This window comes from Kosakonia radicincitans DSM 16656 (genome assembly GCF_000280495.2).
GTDB classification, from domain to species: domain Bacteria; phylum Pseudomonadota; class Gammaproteobacteria; order Enterobacterales; family Enterobacteriaceae; genus Kosakonia; species Kosakonia radicincitans.
This window is the reverse complement of the sequence record NZ_CP018016.1, coordinates 3686148-3710611: the sequence shown is the minus strand read 5'-3', so window position 1 is coordinate 3710611 and position 24464 is coordinate 3686148. Positions and strand designations below refer to the sequence as shown.

The following is a 24464-nucleotide window of genomic DNA, read 5'->3' as shown; positions in this document are numbered from 1 at the left end:
TTTTATTTTGTCTGTAGAGAGTAAAGTTTCATGGAATCCCTGACGTTACAACCCATCGCGCGGGTAGATGGCACCATCAATCTGCCTGGTTCGAAAAGTGTCTCAAACCGCGCTTTGTTGCTTGCCGCATTTGCCCGTGGCACTACCGTTCTGACCAATTTGCTGGACAGTGACGACGTGCGCCACATGTTGAATGCCCTCAGCGCGCTGGGAGTTCATTATACCTTGTCTGCCGACCGCACCCGTTGTGAAGTGACCGGCGTGGGTGGTCCGCTGCACTCTGCGGAAAAACTGGAGCTGTTTCTTGGCAATGCCGGAACGGCAATGCGCCCTCTGGCTGCGGCGCTTTGTCTTGGGGCAAACGATTTGGTGCTGACCGGTGAACCGCGTATGAAAGAGCGCCCGATTGGACACCTGGTTGACGCGCTGCGTCAGGGTGGAGCGCAAATCGATTACCTTGAGCAAGAAAATTACCCTCCTCTGCGCCTGCGCGGCGGTTTTACCGGCGGTGACGTCAGTGTGGACGGCAGCGTTTCCAGCCAGTTCCTGACCGCATTGCTGATGGCAGCGCCGCTGGCGCCGCAGGATACGGTTATCACTATCAAAGGCGATCTGGTCTCTAAACCTTACATCGACATCACGTTGCATCTGATGGAAACCTTTGGTGTGTTGGTGGAAAACCAGCACTATCAGCGTTTTGTGGTTCGCGGCGGTCAGCAATATCAGTCTCCGGGCCAGTATCTGGTGGAGGGCGATGCCTCCTCGGCTTCTTATTTCCTGGCTGCAGGGGCGATCAAAGGCGGCACGGTAAAAGTGACAGGGATTGGACGCAACAGCGTGCAGGGCGATATCCGCTTTGCCGACGTACTGGAAAAAATGGGCGCAACGGTGGTCTGGGGTGATGACTACATTGCCTGTACGCGCGGCGAGTTGAACGCTATCGATATGGACATGAATCATATCCCGGACGCTGCAATGACTATCGCGACGGCTGCGCTGTTTGCCAAAGGCACCACTACGCTGCGTAATATCTATAACTGGCGAGTGAAGGAAACAGATCGTCTGTTTGCGATGGCGACAGAGTTGCGCAAAGTGGGGGCGACGGTGGAAGAGGGTGAGGATTTTATCCGCATTACTCCGCCGGAAAAATTGCAGTTTGCGGAAATTGGTACGTATAACGATCACCGTATGGCGATGTGCTTCTCGCTGGTGGCGCTGTCGGATACGCCGGTTACCATTCTGGACCCGAAATGCACGGCGAAAACCTTCCCCGACTATTTTGAGCAGTTAGCTCGCATCAGTACGCTCGCGTAATCATCTTTGCTCCGGGCTGGTGTAAATCAGCCCGGCCAGCCGCACATTTATTCTACACTCAGCTTCAGACCCTTCTGTTATTCGCACGCAGTAGTAACGATTGTGTGCATTGCCGCGTATAATGCGCGGCGTTTACGTAACGATATGCCTTGAGTAAGGAGAAAAAGATGACGGCAATTGCCCCGGTAATCACCATTGATGGGCCAAGCGGTGCGGGAAAAGGCACGCTTTGCAAGGCAATGGCGGAAGCGTTGCAATGGCATCTGTTGGATTCAGGCGCAATTTATCGTGTGCTGGCGCTCGCTGCACTGCATCACCACGTCGATGTCTCCTCGGAAGAAGTGCTGGTTCCGCTGGCGGCGCATCTGGATGTGCGATTTGTCTCAACCGACGGAAATCTGGAAGTAATCCTCGAAGGTGAGGATGTCAGCAGTGAAATTCGCACCCAGGAAGTAGCGAATGCAGCATCGCAAGTGGCTGCGTTTCCGCGCGTGCGTGAAGCGTTATTACGCCGCCAGCGCGCGTTTCGCGAAGCACCGGGTCTTATAGCCGATGGACGTGATATGGGGACGGTCGTTTTCCCCGACGCGCCGGTGAAAATTTTCCTTGACGCTTCTTCGGAAGAACGTGCGAATCGTCGCATGCTCCAGTTGCAGGAGAAAGGCTTTAGTGTTAACTTTGAACGCCTTTTGGCCGAGATCAAGGAACGTGACGATCGCGATCGTAATCGTCCTGTAGCGCCGCTGGTTCCCGCTGCTGATGCTTTAGTTCTGGATTCAACCAGTTTAAGCATTGAGCAAGTGATTGAGAAAGCGCTACAATATGCACGCCAAAAATTGGCTCTCGCGTAAGCGACCGAATTCGTAGTACCTGCTGCAATGGAATGTGAGCAGGCATGTGAAACAACCCCATCCGGCATGAAGCCAGGTGGACGTTAAATTGAAGAATCCTGAAGATTATCAATATGACTGAATCTTTTGCTCAACTCTTTGAAGAGTCCCTGAAAGAAATCGAAACCCGCCCGGGTTCTATCGTTCGTGGTGTTGTTGTTGCTATTGACAAAGACGTAGTACTGGTTGACGCCGGTCTGAAATCTGAGTCCGCCATTCCGGCTGAGCAGTTCAAAAACGCCCAGGGCGAACTGGAAATCCAGGTTGGTGACGAAGTTGACGTTGCTCTGGATGCAGTAGAAGACGGCTTCGGTGAAACCCTGCTGTCCCGTGAGAAAGCTAAACGTCACGAAGCCTGGATCACGCTGGAAAAAGCTTACGAAGACGCTGAAACTGTTACCGGTGTTATCAACGGCAAAGTCAAGGGCGGCTTCACTGTTGAGCTGAACGGTATTCGTGCGTTCCTGCCAGGTTCTCTGGTAGACGTTCGTCCGGTCCGTGACACTCTGCACCTGGAAGGCAAAGAGCTTGAATTCAAAGTAATCAAGCTTGACCAGAAGCGTAACAACGTTGTTGTTTCCCGTCGTGCAGTTATCGAATCCGAAAACAGCGCAGAACGCGATCAGCTGCTGGAAAACCTGCAGGAAGGCATGGAAGTTAAAGGTATCGTTAAGAACCTTACTGACTACGGTGCATTCGTTGATCTGGGCGGCGTTGACGGCCTGCTGCACATCACCGATATGGCATGGAAACGCGTTAAGCATCCGAGCGAAATCGTAAACGTTGGCGACGAAATCACTGTTAAAGTGCTGAAATTCGACCGCGAACGTACTCGTGTGTCCCTGGGCCTGAAACAGCTGGGCGAAGATCCGTGGGTAGCTATCGCTAAACGTTACCCGGAAGGCACCAAGCTGACTGGCCGCGTGACCAACCTGACCGACTACGGCTGCTTCGTTGAAATCGAAGAAGGTGTTGAAGGCCTGGTTCACGTTTCCGAAATGGATTGGACCAACAAAAACATCCACCCGTCCAAAGTTGTTAACGTTGGCGACGTAGTGGAAGTTATGGTTCTGGATATCGACGAAGAACGTCGTCGTATCTCCCTGTGCCTGAAACAGTGCAAATCCAACCCGTGGCAGCAGTTTGCTGAAACCCACAACAAGGGCGATCGCGTTGAAGGTAAAATCAAGTCTATCACTGACTTCGGTATCTTCATCGGCCTGGACGGTGGCATCGACGGCCTGGTTCACCTGTCTGACATCTCCTGGAACGTTGCAGGCGAAGAAGCAGTTCGTGAATACAAAAAAGGCGACGAAATCGCAGCTGTTGTTCTGCAGGTTGACGCAGAGCGTGAGCGTATCTCTCTGGGCGTTAAACAGCTCGCAGAAGATCCGTTCAACAACTACGTTGCACTGAACAAGAAAGGCGCAATCGTAAACGGTAAAGTCACTGCAGTTGATGCTAAAGGCGCAACCGTAGAACTGGCTGACGGCGTTGAAGGTTACCTGCGCGCTTCTGAAGCTTCTCGCGATCGTGTAGAAGATGCAACTCTGGTTCTGAATGTTGGTGATGACGTTGAAGCTAAATTCACCGGCGTTGACCGTAAGAACCGTGTAGTTAGCCTGTCTGTACGTGCGAAAGACGAAGCTGACGAGAAAGATGCTATCGCTTCTGTTAACAACAAACAGGAAGAAGGCAACTTCTCTAACGCTATGGCTGAAGCTTTCAAAGCAGCTAAAGGCGAGTAAGATCAAGAACCCGGAGTTATTTGCACGGTAACAGGACGAAAGTCACACAGTTGCCGTGCGAACGACGATGAGTTACTTGACAGATCACAGGATTCGTCCTGTAATCAATGACAAAGGGCGGCTACGGCCGCCCTTGTTAAAGCTATTAAGCGAATATTGCGTTGAAGGAAACCGGAGGAATCATGACCAAGTCAGAATTGATAGAAAGACTTGCAAGCCAGCAATCGCATATCCCGGCTAAAGCCGTGGAAGATGCTGTAAAAGAGATGCTGGAGCATATGGCCTCTACTCTTGCCCAGGGTGAGCGCATTGAGATCCGCGGTTTCGGCAGTTTTTCCCTGCACTATCGTGCACCTCGCACCGGGCGTAACCCCAAAACAGGCGATAAAGTGGATCTGGAAGGAAAATACGTTCCGCACTTTAAGCCGGGTAAAGAATTACGTGACCGCGCCAATATTTATGAGTAATTCTTAGCGAATAGCAAAGAATTACATGCGAGAAGGCACCTGAAAGGGTGCCTTTTTCATTTTCTGCTTTTCTTTTCCTGAAGCAGCCTCGCACATTTTTGCTGGTGCGATGTAATGCGATAAAAAACCAACAATTCACGCCGCAAACCTGAAAACATACGAAAGAAAATCAAGCCAGAGCCCCGCATACTTCTGATCCAACAAGGAGGTATGCATGGCGTTATCTACATTAGCTGCATGCATCATATTGGGTATTTTACCGCTGCTGTGGTTGCCGGTATTACCCGATATCCGCAGTATTTGGTGCGTCATCATTAGTGGATGCCTGCTGGCATGCGTACGACCAAGGCTTTTACGCTATGGGGGCACCACGTTACTCATTTTTGCCTGGGGCGTTTTGAACGCAATGCAGGCACTTTGGCCAACGGTGAACCTTCCGGGAGCGAACCGTCAGGTTGAAGTCATTATTACCGAAACAGACAATATGACCCGCCATCAGGCGAAGATAGTGCGTCTTAATGGCAAGCGCTTGTTCCCGGCCGCTGGCATAACACTCTATGGGCAATACTTACCTGTCCCGGTCTGTACAGGGCAGCGATGGGGGATGACCGTTCGTGTACGTGCGATGCACGGCCAGCTCAACGACGGAGGGTTTGATTCTCAGCGCTACGCACTGGCAAGCCATCTTCCTCTTAGCGGCCGCTTTAGCGATGCGCGGTTAATCGAGCCAACTTGTAGCTGGCGCGCTGATTATCTTCAGTCGCTGGTGCACACGCTTTCCCCTTATTCCTGGCGTCCGGTGATTCTGGCGCTGGGAATGGGAGAACGTTCAGCACTCGAAAGCCCGGTAAAAGAGATTATGCGCCAGACTGGAACTGCCCATTTGATGGCGATATCTGGCCTGCATATCGCTCTTGCCGCGATGCTTGGCGGCGTTGTTACCCGTGGAATACAGTTTTACTTCCCGGCCCACCGGATTAATTGGGCGTTGCCACTGCTCGCCGGAGTATTGTGTGCCATTGGATATGCATATCTTACAGGCTTACAACCCCCAGCATTGCGCACAGCCATTTCGCTTAGCGTATGGGCTACGCTACGTCTTTCAGGTCGGTTATGGTCGCCCTGGCAAGTCTGGCTCTGTTGTGTCGCAGCGATATTGTTTATCGATCCGCTCTCCGTATTGTCATACAGCCTGTGGTTATCGGCCTTCGCGGTGGCAGCATTGCTGTTCTGGTATCAGTGGTTACCGATGCCAGCGCAGCAACACTGGCTTATTCATAGCGGTATGAGCCTGGTCCATTTGCAAATTGGGATGACGTTATTACTGATTCCCTTACAATTATCTATGTTCCATGGAATCAGTCTGAGCTCGCTGGTCGCCAACCTGGTGGCGATCCCCCTGGTAACATTTGTCGCCGTCCCCCTGATTTTAACGGGAATGCTGCTGCACTTGACCGGACCCCCGCTAATTGAGGAAGCCTGCTGGTATCTTGCGGACCAAATGCTCGCCCTATTGTTTGCTTTTCTGCGATGGTTGCCCGCGGGATGGGTCAATATTGATGCGCGTTGGCAGGCAGCAGCCTGGGTACCATGGTTGATGCTGATCTGCTGGCGCTTGTCTCTGTGGTGTCGTATTCCTGCGCTGTGTCTGACTGGCCTGACGATGCTGTTATTACCGCTATGGCGGGCTGACCGGCCAGGGGAGTGGTCAGTACATATGCTGGATGTTGGGCAGGGGCTGGCAATGGTGATTGAACGCAATGGTAAAGCGATTCTCTACGATACCGGCGTTGCGTGGCCTGGAGGTGACAGTGGGCAGCAACTGATTATTCCGTGGCTGCGCTGGCACGCTTTGCAGCCCGAGGGCATCATACTGAGCCATGAACATCTGGATCATCGCGGTGGTCTGGCGTCCTTACTGAAAGCCTGGCCAGAATTGTGGGTACGCAGCCCATTAGGTTGGGCTGGCCACGCACCCTGTTTGCGTGGAGAGACATGGCAGTGGCAGGGGCTGACATTCAGCGCGCACTGGCCGCTACCGAAAGCGCAGATGCAGGGGAACAATCTCTCATGTGTCGTGAAGGTGGAGGATGGGAAACACAGTATCCTGCTAACCGGTGACATCGAAACGCAGGGAGAGATGGCAATGCTCAGCCGTTACTGGCAGCACCTGCAATCTACACTTGTGCAGGTACCTCATCATGGGAGTAACACCTCGTCGTCTCTGCCTTTCTTGCAGCGGGTAGAAGGCAAGGCGGCAGTGGCATCAGCATCGCGGTATAACGCCTGGCGCTTCCCTTCGCTAAAGGTCGTAAAACGTTACCGGGAACAGGGATATCGCTGGTATGACACTCCGCACCAGGGGCAGATAACCATCTCATTTTCTCCGCAGGGCTGGGAAATCCATAGCTTACGGGATCAACTTTTACCGCGTTGGTATCATCAGTGGTTTGGCGTCCCAAACGATAACGGGTAGAATATGCGGCTATTTCAACAAGTGCTGGTTTTCTGAATGCAGAACGATAAAGATCTCTCCACATGGCAGACATTCCGCCGACTATGGCCAACTATTGCGCCTTTCAAAACGGGTCTGATCGTGTCGGGGATTGCGTTAATCCTCAACGCAGCCAGCGATACATTCATGTTATCGCTGCTTAAACCGTTACTGGATGATGGTTTTGGTAAAACGGACCGTTCGGTGCTGCTGTGGATGCCGCTGGTGGTTATCGGGCTGATGATCCTCCGCGGTATCACCAGTTATATCTCCAGTTACTGCATTTCCTGGGTCTCGGGGAAAGTGGTGATGACCATGCGCCGCCGCCTGTTTAGCCACATGATGGGTATGCCGGTATCATTTTTTGATAAGCAATCGACTGGCACCTTGCTGTCACGTATTACCTACGATTCGGAACAAGTGGCTTCGTCTTCATCCAGCGCATTGATCACCGTGGTGCGTGAAGGTGCATCGATCATCGGCCTGTTCGTGATGATGTTCTGGTATAGCTGGCAACTGTCGCTGATCCTGATTGTGTTGGCGCCAATTGTTTCTGTCGCTATTCGCATGGTATCTAAGCGTTTCCGTAATATCAGCAAAAACATGCAGAACACGATGGGGCAGGTGACCACCAGCGCGGAACAGATGTTAAAAGGACATAAAGAGGTGCTGATGTTTGGCGGTCAGGAAGTGGAAACCCACCGCTTTGACAAAGTCAGTAACAAGATGCGTTTGCAGGGGATGAAAATGGTCTCTGCTTCCTCTATTTCCGATCCTTTGATCCAGTTAATTGCATCACTGGCGCTGGCATTTGTGCTTTATGCCGCCAGCTTCCCAAGCGTCATGCAGACGCTGTCGGCTGGTACGATTACCGTCGTCTTTTCTTCTATGATCGCCCTGATGCGTCCGTTGAAATCGTTGACTAACGTCAATGCTCAGTTCCAGCGCGGTATGGCGGCTTGCCAGACGCTGTTTGCTATCCTCGATAGTGAGCAGGAAAAAGACGAAGGAACGCGTGTTATCGAACGTGCTCGCGGCGATATTGAATTCCGCAATGTAACGTTTACTTATCCTGGCCGTGATACGCCAGCACTGCGCAATATCAACCTGACGATCCCGGCGGGTAAGACGGTTGCATTGGTGGGGCGCTCCGGGTCAGGGAAATCGACATTGGCCAGCCTGATCACGCGTTTCTACGATATTGATGAAGGGCAGATCCTGATGGATGGGTACGATCTGCGCGAATACAAGCTCACATCGCTGCGTGACCAGGTCGCGCTGGTCTCCCAGAACGTGCATCTCTTTAATGATACCGTTGCCAACAACATTGCCTACGCCCGTACAGATGTGTACAGCCGTGAGGAGATTGAGAAAGCAGCGAAGATGGCCTATGCCTTTGATTTTATCAATAAAATGGATGAAGGCCTGGATACAATAATTGGTGAGAATGGGGTGCTGCTTTCTGGCGGCCAGCGTCAGCGTATCGCGATTGCCCGTGCGCTGCTGCGTGACAGTCCGATCCTAATCCTTGATGAGGCCACGTCAGCGCTGGATACCGAATCTGAACGCGCGATTCAGGCTGCGCTAAATGAGTTGCAGAAAAACCGTACCTCTCTGGTTATCGCCCACCGCCTCTCAACCATTGAACAGGCCGATGAAATTGTAGTGGTGGAAGATGGCTGTATCGTTGAGCGCGGCAGTCATGCCGAGCTGCTGGAGCACCGTGGCGTTTACGCTCAGCTTCATAAAATGCAGTTTGGCGCATGATTGCACGTATCTGGTCCGGTGAATCCCCGCTGTGGCTACTGTTATTGCCACTCTCCTGGCTTTATGGCCTGGTGAGTGGCGCAATCCGTCTGGCTTATCGTCTGGGGCTGAAAAAAGCCTGGCGCGCCCCGGTTCCTGTGGTGGTGGTCGGTAACCTGACGGCCGGTGGTAACGGTAAAACACCGGTGGTTGTCTGGCTGGTTGAACAGCTTCAGCAGCGTGGTATCCGCGTGGGGGTAGTTTCGCGAGGTTATGGCGGGAAGGCAGAACGTTACCCGCTGTTACTGACGTCTGATTCCACCACGGAAGAGGCAGGTGACGAACCTGTGCTGATTTACCAGCGCACCGGTGCGCCGGTTGCGGTTTCTCCCAACCGCCGTGAGGCGGTGGAAGCCATTCTGGCACACCATTCCGTGCAGATAATCGTGACTGATGATGGCCTGCAACATTATCGCCTGGCGCGAGACAAAGAGATTGTGGTCATTGATGGCGTCAGACGTTTTGGCAATGGCTGGTGGCTTCCTGCGGGTCCGATGCGTGAACGCGCTTCACGTCTGAAGACGGTTGATGCGGTGATCGCCAACGGCGGCGTGGCAAGGTCGGGTGAGATCCCGATGCACCTGATTCCGGGGCTGGCAGTTAATTTGCGCACCGGTGAACGGCGCGAAGTACGCGAGCTGTCGCCTTGCGTGGCGATGGCTGGTATTGGCCATCCCCCGCGTTTTTTCGCTACGCTCAGTGAGTGCGGCGTGATGCCGGAGCAGACTTTTGCGCTCGCCGATCATCAGGCATTAACCCGGGCGGATGTTCAGGCGATGGTCAAACCGGGACAGACGCTGGTGATGACCGAAAAAGACGCGGTGAAATGTCGGTCCTTCGCTGAAGATAACTGGTGGTATTTGCCTGTGGACGCGCAACTGGAAGGCGAACAGGCGAACAAGCTGCTGCAGGAATTGCTTACTCTGGCGCGCTGACGATTGCTGCATCGGCTGCGCCCTGTTAACTGAACAGGAATACCCATGTCTGTGCCGCAACTCTCGTTAACATCTGCCCGTCATTTACATCTCGCCGCGCAAGGTTTACTGCGCAAACCAGCCAGACGTGCCACACCTTCCGATATCCTCTCTATGATCCAGCGCATGTCGCTGCTGCAAATCGACACTATCAACATTGTTGCCCGTAGCCCTTATCTGGTGCTGTTCAGCCGCCTCGGAGCGTATCCACAGCACTGGCTTGACGATGCGTTACGCCGCGGTGAACTGATGGAATACTGGGCACATGAAGCCTGTTTTTTGCCGCGTGATGATTTTGCCCTTATGCGCCACCGCATGCTGGCACCTGACAAGATGGGCTGGAAGTACCGTAAAGAGTGGATGCAGGAGCACGCTGAAGAGATTGAGCAGCTTGTTGCCCATATCGAGCAAAATGGGCCGGTGCGCTCAGCCGATTTCGAACATCCGCGTAAAGGCACCAGCGGCTGGTGGGAGTGGAAACCTCACAAGCGTCATCTGGAAGGATTGTTTACGGCCGGGAAAGTGATGGTTGTCGAACGCCGTAATTTTCAACGTGTCTATGATCTCACGCAGCGGGTGATGCCGCACTGGGATGATGAGCGGGACGTGCTGTCGCAGGAGGCCGCGGAGTACCGGATGCTGGAAAACAGCGCCCGCAGTCTCGGGGTGTTTCGCGCCCAGTGGCTGGCAGACTACTACCGTCTGCGTCAGCCTGCATTACCGTTGCTGCTGGAGCAGTTGCAGGAAGCCGGACAAATTTATCCGGTCAATGTTGAAACCCTGGGCCCAGCCTGGCTGCACGCCTCGCTATTGCCGCTGCTGGCAACGGCGCAGGAAGATAAACTCACCGCCACGCATAGCGCGGTGCTGTCACCGTTTGATCCGGTGGTCTGGGATCGCAAACGGGCAGAGCAGTTTTTCGATTTCAGCTATCGCCTGGAGTGTTACACCCCGGCGCCTAAGCGGCAATTTGGCTATTTCGTGTTGCCGCTGCTCCATTGCGGGCGGCTGGTTGGGCGTATGGATGCCAAGATGCACCGCAAAGAGGGCGTACTGGAAGTGATTGCGCTCTATCTTGAGGACGGGGTTAAGCCTGGCCGCACGCTGGAAAGGGGGCTGCAAAACGCCATTACGGAATTCGCTCGCTGGCAGGGGGCCCGGAGGATCACGTTTGCGCGTCTGCCGGATGGGCTGTTTTCTGCCTGCCGCAGCGGTCTGGAAATAGACGCGGTGTAAGAAATGAATGTGATAAGCTTAATTTATTAATTGTCGGTGTATCAGGAGGAAAGATGGATCACCGTTTGCTTGAAATTATTGCCTGTCCGGTGTGTAACGGCAAACTCTACTACAGCCAGGATAAGCAAGAGCTGATCTGTAAAATCGACAGTCTGGCCTACCCGGTGCGGGAAGGCATTCCGGTCTTGCTGGAAACCGAAGCGCGTTCGTTAACTGCGGAAGAGAGCCGGCCATGAGTTTCGTTGTGATTATTCCTGCGCGTTACGCCTCCACGCGTCTGCCGGGAAAACCGTTGGTGGATATCAACGGCAAACCGATGGTGGTGCACGTGCTGGAACGCGCGCGTGAATCCGGCGCCGATCGCATCATTGTGGCAACGGACAACGAAGAGGTAATGCGCGCGGTGCAGGCGGCTGGCGGCGAAGTCTGCATGACCCGCGCCGATCACCAGTCCGGAACCGAGCGTCTGGCCGAAGTGGTTGAAAAATGTGGCTTCAGCGACGATACGGTGATAGTGAATGTCCAGGGCGATGAGCCGATGATCCCGCCAGCGATTATTCGTCAGGTGGCTGAGAATCTCAGCATTCGCAATGTTGGTATGGCAACGCTCGCCGTACCCATTCACAGCGCGGAAGAGGCGTTCAATCCCAACGCCGTTAAAGTGGTGATGGATGCCGAAGGTTATGCGCTGTACTTTTCCCGCGCTACGATCCCGTGGGATCGTGACCGTTTTGCGCTTTCCTGCGAAACGATTGGTGACACCTTCCTGCGCCATATCGGCATTTACGGCTATCGCGCCGGGTTCATCCGCCGCTATGTCAGCTGGCAAACCAGCCCGCTGGAGCAAATCGAAATGCTGGAGCAGCTTCGCGTGCTCTGGTATGGCGAGAAGATCCACGTTGCCGTGGCAAGCGTTGTGCCGGGTACGGGTGTGGATACGCCAGACGATCTTGAACGCGTCCGTCAGGCGCTGCGTTAAGCCTTTCATCCCCTCTGTCCGGAGGGGATTTTCCGTTTCCCGCCAAATTCCTGCGCTGTTTTGATCTTACCAGGGTGACATCCGTCCTGCGGGCGCTCATTATAAAAGCAGTCGTTTTTGTGAGGGCATTCTGCTATGGAACAACTGCGCGCTGAACTGAGTCATCTGCTGGGAGAAAAATTGAGCCGCATGGAGTGTGTCAGCGAAAAGCCTGATTCTATACTCTGGTCGCTGTATGACAGCCAGGGAAATCCGATGCCGCTGTTGGCCCGGAGTTTCTCTACGCCAGGCATTGCTCGCCAGTTGGCCTGGAAGATCTCAATGCTGGCAAGGAGCGGTGCAGTGCGGATGCCGGTGGTATACGGGGTGATGACACATGAAGAACATCCCGGCCCCGATGTGTTGCTGATTGAGCGTCTGCGCGGCGTGCCTGTTGAAGCCCCGACGCGCACGCCGGAGCGCTGGGAACAGTTAAAAGATCAGATTGTTGAGGCGCTGCTTGCCTGGCACCGTCATGACAGCCACGGCTGTGTCGGCATGGTCGACAGTACCCAGGAAAATATCTGGCCGTCATGGTATCGCCAGCGCGTGGAGGTGCTGTGGACGACCCTCAATCAATATCAGAATACCGGGCTAACCATGCAGGACAAACGGCTGCTGTTCCGCACCCGCGAATGCCTGCCCGCGCTGTTTGACGGTTTCAATGATAACTGCGTACTGGTGCACGGCAGCTTTAATTTGCGCAGTATGCTGAAGGATGCCCGCAGCGATCAGCTACTGGCGATGGTGGGGCCTGGCATTATGCTGTGGGCGCCCCGTGAATATGAGCTGTTTCGTCTTGTCGATGGGCCGCAGGCGGAAGGGTTGCTCTGGCATTATTTACAGCGCGCGCCAGTGGCGGAGCCTTTCCTCTGGCGGCGCTGGCTCTATTTACTCTGGGACGAAGTGGCGCAACTGGTGAACACCGGCAGATTTAGCCGCGCCAATTTTGATCTCGCCTCGAAATCACTGCTCCCCTGGCTGGTCTGAACTGCCTTTCAGCCACTGCCAGATACGCCCCAGCGTTTCATAACCTACCCGGTCGCTGTGCATCAGCCAGACCGGGGAAGGAATAATGCGCTCCCACGGATTCAGCGGCGACTCAATCGCCATCTGGTTTGCCGGCGCGGGGAGCGGATGCAGCCCTGCATGCTGGAAGAAAATCATCGCTCGCGGCAAATGGGATGCGGAGGTCACCAGCAGAAATGGCGCATCGCCGATGGCCTTCTTCACCGCCGCCGCTTCTTCTTCCGTATCTTTTGGATCATTCAGCGTGATGATCTCGCTGCGCGGGACGCCAAGGCTTTCCGCCACACGCGCACCAGCTTCTGCCGTGCTGACCGGATTGGTTTTCGCTGCCGCGCCGGTAAAGATCAGTTTCGCGCCCGGATTGGCCTGCCAGAGGCGAATCCCTTCATTCAGACGGGGCAGACTGTTATTAATCAGGTTTGAGCTGGGCGCCCAGGCATCATTCCAGGTGTAACCGCCGCCGAGGACGACGATATACTTCACCGGCTGTGTGCCACGCCAGGTGGGATATTTCGCTTCGATAGGTTTTAGCAGACCATCCGCGACCGGTTGCAGGCTTAACAGCAGCAAAACCAGCCAGCCGAAAGTAATACATGTCTTACCCGTTTTCTGCCAGCGGCTGAACCAGACAAGCATAACCCCCAGCCCGATCACCAAAAGCAAAAAAGGCAGGGGAAGCAACAGGCCGCCCAGGAATTTTTTTAGGGTGAAAAGCACCGGAACCGTCTCCTTTTTGAGCATACAGCAAGTGATTTCAGCCGATCTTACACCAGATGGGTTCATTCTCGTCACGGCTGTGACAAAATAGCTGTTTTGCCAAAAGCGTGGAGCGTGCATGCAGGATCGTAACTTCGACGATATCGCGGAGAAATTCTCGCGCAACATCTACGGCACCACCAAAGGGCAGTTGCGTCAGGCGATCCTGTGGCAGGATCTTGATGCGCTGCTGGCAACGCGCGGCAAGGTTCCGTTGCGGGTTCTGGATGCTGGCGGAGGTGAAGGGCAAACGGCGATTCGGATGGCGCAGTTGGGCCACCACGTTACCCTGTGCGATGTGTCGAAAGAGATGATCGCGCGCGCGCAAACCGCAGCAGAGGCGAAAGGTGTGAGCGGTAACATGCATTTTGTACAATGCGCCGTTCAGGATGTGGCTGAGCATTTGGAATCGCCCGTTGATCTGATATTGTTCCATGCTGTGCTTGAATGGGTAGCAGAACCAGTATTTGCGTTAGAAATATTGTGGTCGGTACTGCGCCCGGGCGGCGCGTTGTCGTTGATGTTTTATAATGCCGACGGTTTGCTAATGCACAATATGGTGGCAGGGAATTTCGACTACGTGAAAGCAGGTATGCCAAAACGTAAAAAACGCACCCTTTCCCCGGACTATCCGCGTAATCCTGCGGACGTTTACGGCTGGCTCGAACAGATTGGCTGGCACATTACCGGTAAAACCGGCGTACGGGTTTTTCACGATTATCTGCGTGAAAAACATCAACAGCACGACTGTTTTGACGCATTGCTTGAGCTTGAAACACGCTTTTGTCGTCAGGAGCCGTATATCAGCCTTGGCCGCTATATTCACGTGACAGCACTTAAGCCGCAAATCGATGGAAGGACAAACGATGAGTGAATTTTCCCAGACAGTCCCCGAACTGGTTGCCTGGGCCAGGAAAAATGATTTCTCCATCTCGCTGCCGGTCGACAGGCTCTCTTTTTTGCTGGCTATCGCCACGCTCAACGGTGAGCGTCTTGATGGCGAGATGAGCGAAGGTGAACTGGTGGACGCGTTTCGTCACGTCAGCGAGGCGTTTGAGCAAACCAGCGAAACTATCATTCAGCGCGCCAATAACGCTATCAATGACATGGTGCGTCAGCGTTTATTAAACCGCTTTACCAGCGAACTGGTGGAAGGCAATGCGATCTACCGCCTGACGCCGCTAGGCATCGGCATCACTGATTACTACATCCGCCAGCGTGAATTCTCCACGCTGCGTCTCTCTATGCAGTTGTCGATTGTGGCAAGCGAGCTAAAACGCGCTGCTGACGCGGCGGAAGAGGGCGGTGACGAATTTCACTGGCATCGCAACGTCTTTGCGCCGCTGAAATATTCGGTGGCGGAGATTTTCGACAGCATCGATTTGACCCAGCGCTTAATGGATGAACAGCAACAGCAGGTGAAAGATGATATCGCCCAGTTACTGAATAAAGACTGGCGGGCGGCCATTTCCAGCTGTGAACTTTTGCTGTCAGAAACCTCCGGTACACTGCGTGAATTGCAAGATACGCTGGATGCCGCCGGAGACAAACTTCAGGCGAATCTGCTGAGCATTCAGGATGCCACCGTCGGCCGCGACGATCTGGAGTTCCTCGATCAACTGGTGTTCAACCTGCAAAGCAAGCTGGATCGCATCGTGAGCTGGGGCCAGCAGTCGATCGATCTGTGGATCGGTTACGACCGCCACGTGCACAAATTTATCCGTACCGCTATCGATATGGATAAAAACCGTGTCTTCGCTCAGCGTCTGCGCCAGTCGGTGCAGTCTTATTTTGATGCGCCGTGGGCATTGACCTACGCCAACGCCGACAGGCTGTTGGATATGCGCGACGAAGAGATGGCGCTACGCGATGAAGAGGTAACCGGCGAACTGCCGCCGGATCTGGAATTTGAAGAGTTTAATGAAATCCGTGAGCAACTGGCGGCAATGATTGAGCAGCAACTGGCGATTTATAAAACCAAAGGTGTGCCGCTGGATCTTGGGCTGGTTGCCCGCGAATATCTGACGCAGTATCCGCGTGTCCGGCATTTCGACATCGCGCGTATTGTCGTCGATCAGGCGGTACGTCTTGGCGTAGCGCAAGCAGATTTCACCGGACTGCCGCCGAAATGGCAGCCGATTAATGATTACGGAGCCAAGGTACAGGCGCATGTCATCGACAAATATTGAACAAGTGATGCCGGTTAAACTGGCGCAGGCGCTGGCTAACCCACTGTTTCCGGCGCTCGACAGCGCATTGCGCTCAGGACGGCATATCGGCCTTGACGAGCTGGATAATCACGCCTTTTTGATGGACTTTCAGGAGTATCTGGAAGAGTTTTACGCGCGTTACAACGTTGAGCTGATCCGTGCGCCGGAAGGTTTCTTCTATCTGCGCCCGCGCTCCACCACGCTGATCCCGCGTTCGGTGCTTTCCGAGCTGGATATGATGGTGGGTAAAATTCTCTGCTACCTGTACCTGAGTCCGGAGCGTCTGGCGAATGAAGGGATCTTCACGCAGCAGGAGTTGTATGACGAACTGCTGTCGCTGGCTGATGAACCGAAACTGTTGAAACTGGCCAACAACCGCTCAACCGGCTCCGATCTTGACCGGCAGAAGTTGCAGGAAAAGGTTCGCTCCTCGCTCAACCGTCTGCGTCGCCTTGGCATGATCTGGTTTATGGGCAATGACAGCAGCAAATTCCGCATCACGGAATCGGTGTTCCGCTTTGGCGCAGATGTCCGCTCCGGCGACGATCCGCGCGAAGCGCAACTGCGTATGATCCGCGATGGTGAAGCCATGCCAGTCGAAAACCACTTGCAGCTCAATGATGAGCCTGAAGAAAATCAGCCGGATAGCTCGGAGGAAGAGTAATGATCGATCGCGGTAAATTTCGTTCGCTAACGCTGATTAACTGGAACGGCTTTTTTGCCCGCACCTTTGACCTGGATGAGCTGGTTACCACGCTTTCCGGGGGGAACGGCGCCGGGAAATCCACCACCATGGCGGCGTTTGTTACGGCGCTGATCCCCGATCTGACGCTGCTGCACTTCCGTAACACCACCGAAGCGGGCGCGACCTCCGGCTCCCGTGATAAAGGGCTGCACGGTAAGCTGAAAGCCGGTGTCTGCTATTCGGTGCTGGATGTGATCAACTCCCGCCATCAGCGCGTGCTGGTGGGCGTGCGTCTGCAACAGGTCGCCGGGCGCGATCGTAAAGTGGATATTAAACCTTTCGCCATTCAGGGCTTGCCGACCTCCGTCCTGCCAACGCAGTTGCTGACTGAAACGCTGAACGAGCGCCAGGCGCGCGTACTGTCGTTACAGGAAGTGAAAGACAAACTGGATGCGATGGAAGGTGTGCAGTTTAAGCAGTTCAACTCCATCACTGATTACCACGCGCTGATGTTCGATCTGGGCATTGTCGCGCGTCGTCTGCGTTCCGCATCGGATCGCAGCAAATTCTATCGCCTGATCGAAGCCTCGCTGTACGGCGGGATTTCCAGCGCCATCACCCGTTCGCTGCGCGACTATCTGTTGCCGGAAAACAGCGGCGTGCGTAAAGCGTTCCAGGATATGGAAGCGGCGCTGCGCGAAAACCGAATGACGCTGGAAGCGATTCGCGTGACTCAGTCGGATCGCGATCTGTTCAAACATTTGATCAGCGAAGCCACCAACTATGTGGCAGCGGATTATATGCGCCACGCCAATGAGCGCCGCGTGCATCTGGATAAAGCGCTGGAGTTCCGCCGGGATCTGTTTACCTCGCGCCAGCAGCTGGCGACCGAGCAGTATAAGCATGTCGATATGGCGCGCGAACTGGCAGAGCATGCTGGTGCGGAAGGCGATCTGGAAGCCGATTACCAGGCGGCCAGCGATCACCTGAACCTGGTGCAAACGGCGCTGCGGCAGCAGGAAAAAATCGAGCGCTACGAATCGGATCTCGAAGAGTTACAGATTCGTCTCGAAGAGCAGCATGAAGTGGTGGCTGAAGCCGCCGAGCGCCAGGAAGAGAACGAAGCCCGCGCTGAAGCCGCCGAGCTGGAAGTGGATGAGCTGAAAAACCAGCTTGCCGATTACCAGCAGGCGCTGGATGTACAGCAAACCCGCGCTATCCAGTACAACCAGGCGTTGCAGGCGCTGGAGCGGGCAAAAGATCTGTGCCGTCTGCCGGATCTGACGTCGGAAACCGCTGCTGAATGGCTGGAAACTTTCCAGGCCAAAGAGCAGGAAGCGACCGAAAAACTGCTGTCGCTGGATCAGAAATTAAGCGTTGCGCAGACCGCGCACAGCCAGTTCGAGCAGGCTTATCAACTGGTGGCCGCCATCAACGGTCCGCTGGCGCGTAATGAAGCCTGGGAAGTGGCGCGCGAGTTGCTGCGCGATGGGGTAAATCAGCGCCATCTGGCTGAACAGGTGCAGCCGCTGCGCATGCGTCTGAACGAGCTGGAACAGCGTCTGCGCGAGCAGCAGGAAGCCGAGCGCCTGTTCGCCGAGTTCTGCAAGCGTCAGGGCAAACAGTATGACGTCGAAGAGCTGGATAACCTGCATCAGGAGCTGGAGGCGCAAATTGCTGCGCTTTCCGATAACGTTGCCGCTGCCGGTGAACAGCGTCTTGCGCTGCGCCAGGAGCTGGAACAACTGCAATCGCGCATTCAGACGCTAACCAAACGCGCGCCGGTATGGCTGGCGGCGCAGAGCAGCCTGACGCAACTGAGCGAGCAGAGCGGCGAAGCGTTCGAATCTGGCCAGCAAGTAACGGAATACCTGCAACAATTGCTGGAGCGTGAACGCGAAGCGATCGTTGAGCGTGATGAAGTTGGCGCGCGTAAACGTGCTGTTGATGATGAAATTGAACGTTTAAGCCAGCCTGGCGGCGCGGAAGATAGTCGTCTGAACGCGCTGGCGGAACGCTTCGGCGGTGTGTTGCTGTCGGAAATTTATGACGATGTCAGTATTGATGATGCGCCCTATTATTCAGCGCTGTATGGCCCGTCGCGTCACGCCATCGTGGTTCCTGATTTGTCGCAGGTGGCGGAGATGCTGGAAGGGCTGGAAGATTGCCCGGAAGATCTCTATCTGATTGAAGGGGATCCGCAATCCTTCGACGATAGCGTGTTCGCCGTCGACGAGCTGGAAAAAGCGGTGGTGGTGAAAATTGCCGATCGCCAGTGGCGTTATTCGCGTTTCCCGACGCTGCCGCTGTTTGGTCGTGCGGCGCGAGAAAGCCGTATCGAAAGCCTGCACGCCGAGCGTGAAGAGTTGGCCGAGCGTTTTGCGACGCTCTCTTTCGATGTGCAAAAAACGCAGCGTCTGCATCAGGCATTCAGCCGCTTTATCGGCAGCCATCTGGCGGTTGCCTTTGAGGACGATCCGGAAGCGGAAATCCGCACGCTCAACAGTCGCCGCGGCGAGCTGGAACGTGCTATCAGCAACCATGAAAATGACAACCAGCAAAACCGCGTGCAGTTTGAGCAGGCGAAAGAGGGCGTTGCCCAGCTTAACCGCCTGCTGCCGCGCGTGAATTTGCTGGCTGACGATACGCTGGCCGATCGTGTTGATGAAATACAGGAACGCCTGGACGAAGCGCAGGAAGCCGCGCGCTTTATTCAGCAGTTTGGCAACCAACTGGCAAAACTGGAACCGGTCGTTTCGGTACTGCAAAGCGACCCGGAACAGTTCGAGCAGTTAAAAGCCGATTATGCCGCATCCCAACAGGTGCAACGCGACGCTCGTCAGCAAGCGTTTGTGCTGGCGGAAGTGGTACAGCGCCGAGCGCACTTCAGCTACTCCGATTCGGCGGAGATGTTCAACGGCAATAACGATCTGAACGAGAAGCTGCGTCAGCGTCTGGAGCAGGCTGAAGCCGAACGTACCCGGGCGCGTGAAGCGATGCGCAGCCACGCCGCGCAGTTCAGCCAGTACAACCAGGTGCTGGCTTCACTGAAAAGTTCGTTTGATACCAAAAAAGAGCTGCTTAACGATCTGCAAAAAGAGTTGCAGGAGATCGGCGTGCGCGCCGACGGCGGCGCGGAAGAGCGGGCGCGTATTCGCCGTGATGAACTGCATACGCAACTTTCCACGAACCGTGCGCGTCGCAACCAACTGGAAAAAGCGCTCACCTTCTGTGAAGCGGAGATGGATAACCTGACCCGCAAACTGCGTCGCCTGGAGCGCGATTATCACGAAATGCGCGAGCAGGTGGTCACGGCAAAAGCGGGCTGGTGTGCGGTGATGCGCATGGTGAAAGACAATGGCGTCGAGCGCCGTCTGCACCGTCGCGAGCTGGCCTATCTCTCTGCTGACGAACTGCGATCCATGTCGGATAAAGCGCTGGGTGCGCTGCGTCTGGCGGTGGCGGATAACGAACATCTGCGCGATGTGCTGCGTATGTCGGAAGATCCGAAGCGTCCGGAACGTAAGATCCAGTTCTTTGTCGCGGTGTATCAGCATCTGCGCGAACGTATCCGTCAGGATATTATTCGCACTGACGATCCGGTTGAAGCGATCGAACAGATGGAGATCGAGCTGAGCCGTCTGACGGAAGAGCTGACCTCGCGCGAGCAGAAGCTGGCTATCAGCTCCCGCAGCGTAGCGAACATTATCCGCAAAACCATTCAGCGTGAGCAGAACCGTATTCGCATGCTGAACCAGGGGCTGCAAAGCGTTTCGTTTGGTCAGGTCAAAAGCGTGCGGCTGAACGTGAACGTGCGGGAAACCCACGCGACGTTGCTGACGGTGCTTTCTGAACAACATGAACAGCATCAGGATCTGTTTAACAGTAACCGCCTGACCTTCTCGGAAGCGCTGGCGAAACTCTATCAGCGTCTGAACCCGCAAATCGATATGGGCCAGCGGACGCCGCAAACCATCGGTGAAGAGCTGCTCGACTACCGCAACTATCTGGAGATGGAAGTGGAGGTTAACCGCGGTTCCGACGGCTGGCTGCGCGCGGAATCGGGCGCGCTGTCGACTGGTGAAGCGATCGGTACCGGGATGTCGATTCTGGTGATGGTGGTGCAGAGCTGGGAAGACGAAGCCCGTCGTCTGCGCGGCAAAGACATTTCACCGTGCCGACTGCTGTTCCTCGACGAAGCGGCGCGTCTTGATGCCCGCTCCATCGCAACGCTGTTTGAGCTGTGCGAACGTCTGGAGATGCAGCTGATTATCGCAGCACCGGAAAATATCAGTCCGGAAAAAGGCACCACCTACAAACTGGTGCGTAAAGTCTTCCAGAATCATGAGCATGTACACGTCGTGGGGCTGCGCGGTTTTGCCGCCCAACTGCCGGAAACGCTCCCTGGTACGGCGGATGCCTCTTAACGGTCGGGCAGATTACAAAGGCGACAGCGATGTCGCCTTTTTTATTACAGAAAGGGGCGCTGCGGCCTGTGTTTCATCTTTAAATTTCTTTACATTAGGCAAGGCAAATGCTTTTTTGTCTTTATATACTGAAAAAAGGTGACGCACACGTCACGAGCAATGTGAGAGAAACAGGGGGCAAGGGATGTTGCTTAAGAAGTTAAATGGTCGTCGGATGTCAGCGCTGAGTTTGTGCCTGGCACTGGCATTTGCTCCACTGTTCAGCGTACAGGCCGATGAGCCTGAAATGGTGCCGGTTGATAGTTCCGCCACGCCGGGCGATCAGCCGACCGTGTTACAGCAGCCGCAGGCACAATCGCCTGCTACCGCTATGTTAATCGGCGTGAAGCCTTATCCTGCCGATGTTTCTGTGGCAGATGTTCGCGCACAGTTGCAGTCGCAATTGCCTGCCAACTGGACACCCATCTATATGAATCAACTGGCGGCCCTGTATGCGGCGCGCGGCCAGAAACCCATGTGGGATAACCGCGATGCGGTGCAGGCGTTTCAACAGCAACTGGCGGAAGTGGCGATTGCCGGTTTCCAGCCGCAATTTACCACCTGGGTTGAGCTGTTAACCGACCCGGGTGTTTCCGGTATGGCGCGTGATGTGGTGCTCTCTGACGCCATGCTGGGCTATCTGCATTTTGTTGCCGGTATTCAGGCGAAAGGCCAGCGCTGGCTTTATAGCGACAAACCCTATGCGCTGGCAACACCGGCGATTTCAGTGATCAATCAATGGCAACTGGCGCTGGATAACGGTTCGCTGCCGTCATTCATCCAGAGCCTTGCGCCACACCATCCGCAATATGCCGCCATGCACCAGTCATTGCTGACGCTGGTGGGGGATTCTCGCCCGTGGCCGCAAATCGCCAGTAACGTCACGCTGCGACCAGGACAGTGGAGCAACGATGTTCCTGCGTTGCGTGAGATCCTGCAACGTACCGGCATGCTGGAGGGTGGGCCGAACATCGTGCTGCCAGGCGATCAGGTAGCGGTCAGCACATCCTCCCCAGCATCGACCAGGAAAAAAACACCGACGCGTGCTGCGGCTTACGATCGGCAACTGGTTGAGGCCGTAAAACGCTTTCAGGCCTGGCAGGGGCTGCATGCCGATGGCGTGATTGGTCAGGGCACACGTGACTGGCTGAATGTCAGCCCGTCGCAGCGCGCTGCATTACTGGCGCTCAATATCCAACGGCTGCGTTTGCTGCCGGCGACGCTTTCCACCGGCATTATGGTGAATATTCCGGAATACTCGCTGGTTTATTATCTCAACGGCAGCCAGGTGCTGGCGTCGCGGGTGATTGTCGGACGTCCCGATCGCAAAACGCCGATGATGAGCAGCGCACTGAACAATGTGGTGGTCAATCCGCCGTGGAATGTACCGCCGACGCTGGCGCGCCAGGATATTCTTCCGAAGGTTCTGAACGATCCGACATACCTTGAACGCCACGGTTATACCGTGCTGCGCGGCTGGAACAGCAAAGAGGCCATCGACCCGTCAATGGTTGATTGGGCGACGATCACGCCATCGAATTTACCGTTCCGTTTCCAGCAGGCGCCAGGCGTACAGAACTCCCTTGGCCGTTATAAATTCAATATGCCGAGCTCTGATGCCATCTATTTGCATGACACGCCGAACCATAACCTGTTCCAGAAAGAGACGCGGGCACTGAGTTCTGGCTGCGTGCGGGTGAATAAGGCGTCTGAACTGGCAAATATGTTGCTGCAGGATGCCGGATGGAACGATACGCGTATCTCCGATGCCTTAAAGCAGGGAGATACCCGCTACGTGAATATTCGACACAATATCCCCGTTAATCTCTACTATCTGACCGCGTTTGTGGGGGCCGATGGTCGCACGCAGTATCGTACAGATATTTACAATTACGATCTTACTGCGCGATCGGGCGCACAAATCTTGCCAAAAGCTGAACAATTAATCAGATAAATGAAGCAGTTTGGCAAATAGCATTGTCGTAATAACTGGCAATAAACGGGCTTTGTAAGCTCCAAAGCCCGTCGTTGCTGGGGGGAGGCTGCCTTGACGCGGCGTTTATAGCCCGGTAAGGTGCCTTTCGTGCGCTAAAGAAGTGCATAAATTACGTTTAACTTTGCTTATCTATAGAATTTATTATCATGGATAAATTTGACGCTAATCGCCGCAAACTGCTGGCGTTGGGTGGGGTTGCTCTTGGCGCCGCCATGTTACCAACGCAGGCGTTTGCTACCCTTTCCACGCCACGACCGCGTATTCTGACGCTGAATAATCTGAATACCGGAGAGTCTATTAAAGCTGAGTTCTTTGATGGCAGAGGCTATATTCAGGATGAATTAGCAAAACTGAATCATTTTTTCCGTGATTACCGCGCGAATAAAATTAAAACCATCGATCCTCAACTGTTTGACCACCTCTTTCGCCTGCAGGGGCTGCTGGGAACACGCAAGCCTGTGCAACTCATTTCCGGCTATCGTTCTGTTGATACCAATAATGAACTACGCGCGCACAGCCGCGGCGTGGCGAAACAGAGTTACCACACCAAAGGCCAGGCCATGGATTTCCATATTGAAGGGATTGCTCTGAGTAATATTCGCAAAGCAGCGTTATCTCTGCGCGCGGGTGGTGTAGGATACTACCCCAGCAGCAACTTTGTGCATATTGATACCGGGCCGGTGCGGCACTGGTAAACCTCAGAGGAGCAGTATGAACTATCGTATTATTCCGGTTACCGCGTTCTCACAGAATTGTTCGTTAATCTGGTGTGAACAGACTCAACTTGCCGCCGTGGTCGATCCTGGCGGTGATGCACAGCGTATTATCGCCGAAGTGGATGCTTCCGGCGTGACGCTGACGCAAGTTCTGCTCACGCATGGTCATCTTGATCATGTGGGTGCGGCAGCCGAAGTGGCGCAGCATTACGATGTGCCGATTATTGGCCCGGAAAAAAATGATGAGTTCTGGTTGCAGGGGCTGCCCGCCCAAAGCCGGATGTTTGGTCTGGATGATTGCCCGCCGCTGACGCCCGACCGCTGGTTAAATGAAGGCGATACGGTTACCGTCGGTAAGGTGACATTACAGGTATTGCATTGCCCGGGTCATACGCCGGGACATGTGGTGTTTTTTGATGCGCAGTCGCGTTTGCTGGTTTCTGGCGATGTGATCTTTAAAGGCGGCGTTGGGCGCAGCGATTTCCCGCAGGGGAATCATGCGCAGTTGATTGATTCAATCAAACGTAAATTGCTGCCTCTTGGCGATGACATCACCTTTATTCCTGGACACGGGCCAATGTCGACGCTGGGCAATGAACGGCTGCACAACCCGTTCCTGCAGGATGAATTACCGGTGTGGTAAATAAAAAAGGGTCGCT

General features: G+C 54.6%; 19 protein-coding genes. 18 read left to right on the top strand and 1 reads right to left on the bottom strand.

The window, feature by feature from the left end; genetic code table 11:
- The first annotated feature begins 30 nt into the window (after positions 1–30).
- From aroA to Y71_RS17910, 11 genes are all read left to right on the top strand, one after another.
- The gene (aroA, locus tag Y71_RS17960) at positions 31–1314 is read left to right on the top strand and encodes a 3-phosphoshikimate 1-carboxyvinyltransferase (RefSeq protein ID WP_007374139.1); all 1284 of its coding nucleotides are present in this window, start codon (positions 31–33) and stop codon (positions 1312–1314) included.
- A 167-nt stretch (positions 1315–1481) separates the two neighbouring features.
- On the top strand, positions 1482–2165 hold the full coding sequence (cmk, locus tag Y71_RS17955; protein ID WP_007374140.1) for a (d)CMP kinase: 684 nt from the start codon (positions 1482–1484) through the stop codon (positions 2163–2165).
- Between the two features lie 113 nt (positions 2166–2278).
- Positions 2279–3952: a 30S ribosomal protein S1 gene (gene rpsA, locus Y71_RS17950; protein WP_007374141.1), complete on the top strand. Its 1674-nt coding sequence runs from the start codon at positions 2279–2281 to the stop codon at positions 3950–3952.
- Between the two features lie 182 nt (positions 3953–4134).
- Positions 4135–4419 carry an integration host factor subunit beta gene (gene ihfB / locus Y71_RS17945; protein WP_007374142.1) on the top strand — a complete coding sequence of 95 codons (285 nt, stop codon included), beginning with the start codon at positions 4135–4137 and terminating at the stop codon, positions 4417–4419.
- A gap of 214 nt (positions 4420–4633) precedes the next feature.
- Entirely contained in the window at positions 4634–6895 is a 2262-nt protein-coding gene (locus Y71_RS17940; RefSeq protein ID WP_007374143.1) for a ComEC family protein, read from the top strand.
- 36 nt (positions 6896–6931) lie between these two features.
- Positions 6932–8680, top strand: a complete 1749-nt coding sequence (msbA, locus tag Y71_RS17935) for a lipid A ABC transporter ATP-binding protein/permease MsbA (protein ID WP_007374144.1) — start codon at positions 6932–6934, stop codon at positions 8678–8680.
- On the top strand, positions 8677–9654 hold the full coding sequence (lpxK, locus tag Y71_RS17930; RefSeq protein WP_007374145.1) for a tetraacyldisaccharide 4'-kinase: 978 nt from the start codon (positions 8677–8679) through the stop codon (positions 9652–9654). Before msbA ends, lpxK begins: the two co-directional genes overlap by 4 nt.
- A 45-nt stretch (positions 9655–9699) precedes the next feature.
- On the top strand, positions 9700–10929 hold the full coding sequence (locus Y71_RS17925; protein ID WP_007374146.1) for a winged helix-turn-helix domain-containing protein: 1230 nt from the start codon (positions 9700–9702) through the stop codon (positions 10927–10929).
- A 53-nt stretch (positions 10930–10982) separates the two neighbouring features.
- The gene (gene ycaR, locus Y71_RS17920; protein WP_007374147.1) at positions 10983–11165 is read left to right on the top strand and encodes a protein YcaR; all 183 of its coding nucleotides are present in this window, start codon (positions 10983–10985) and stop codon (positions 11163–11165) included.
- A complete protein-coding gene (kdsB, locus tag Y71_RS17915) occupies positions 11162–11908 on the top strand; it encodes a 3-deoxy-manno-octulosonate cytidylyltransferase (RefSeq protein ID WP_007374148.1) in 747 nt (248 codons plus the stop codon). Before ycaR ends, kdsB begins: the two co-directional genes overlap by 4 nt.
- Before the next feature lie 135 nt (positions 11909–12043).
- Positions 12044–12937 carry a YcbJ family phosphotransferase gene (locus tag Y71_RS17910; RefSeq protein ID WP_007374149.1) on the top strand — a complete coding sequence of 298 codons (894 nt, stop codon included), beginning with the start codon at positions 12044–12046 and terminating at the stop codon, positions 12935–12937.
- On the opposite strand, the gene elyC is transcribed toward Y71_RS17910, so the two are convergent.
- Positions 12914–13693, bottom strand: a complete 780-nt coding sequence (gene elyC, locus Y71_RS17905) for an envelope biogenesis factor ElyC (protein ID WP_007374150.1) — start codon at positions 13691–13693, stop codon at positions 12914–12916. The genes Y71_RS17910 and elyC overlap by 24 nt on opposite strands.
- Before the next feature lie 118 nt (positions 13694–13811).
- On the opposite strand from elyC, the gene cmoM reads away from it, so the two are divergent.
- The 7 genes from cmoM (at position 13812) to Y71_RS17865 (ending at position 24448) form a co-directional block, all read left to right on the top strand.
- Complete coding sequence (gene cmoM / locus Y71_RS17900; RefSeq protein ID WP_007374151.1) at positions 13812–14606, top strand: tRNA uridine 5-oxyacetic acid(34) methyltransferase CmoM; 795 nt, start codon at positions 13812–13814, stop codon at positions 14604–14606.
- The gene (mukF, locus tag Y71_RS17895) at positions 14599–15921 is read left to right on the top strand and encodes a chromosome partition protein MukF (protein WP_007374152.1); all 1323 of its coding nucleotides are present in this window, start codon (positions 14599–14601) and stop codon (positions 15919–15921) included. The genes cmoM and mukF overlap by 8 nt, the downstream gene beginning before the upstream one ends.
- Entirely contained in the window at positions 15902–16606 is a 705-nt protein-coding gene (mukE, locus tag Y71_RS17890; protein ID WP_007374153.1) for a chromosome partition protein MukE, read from the top strand. The genes mukF and mukE overlap by 20 nt, the downstream gene beginning before the upstream one ends.
- Complete coding sequence (mukB, locus tag Y71_RS17885) at positions 16606–21054, top strand: chromosome partition protein MukB (RefSeq protein ID WP_007374154.1); 4449 nt, start codon at positions 16606–16608, stop codon at positions 21052–21054. The genes mukE and mukB overlap by 1 nt, the downstream gene beginning before the upstream one ends.
- A 184-nt stretch (positions 21055–21238) precedes the next feature.
- Positions 21239–23047 (top strand): L,D-transpeptidase, encoded by a 1809-nt coding sequence (ldtD, locus tag Y71_RS17880; protein ID WP_007374156.1) that lies wholly within the window; start codon positions 21239–21241, stop codon positions 23045–23047.
- Positions 23048–23235: 188 nt separating this feature from the next.
- Positions 23236–23784, top strand: coding sequence for a peptidoglycan L,D-endopeptidase MepK (mepK, locus tag Y71_RS17870; RefSeq protein WP_007374157.1), 549 nt, complete (start codon positions 23236–23238; stop codon positions 23782–23784).
- 16 nt (positions 23785–23800) lie between these two features.
- A complete protein-coding gene (locus Y71_RS17865; RefSeq protein ID WP_007374158.1) occupies positions 23801–24448 on the top strand; it encodes an MBL fold metallo-hydrolase in 648 nt (215 codons plus the stop codon).
- Positions 24449–24464: the final 16 nt, after the last annotated feature.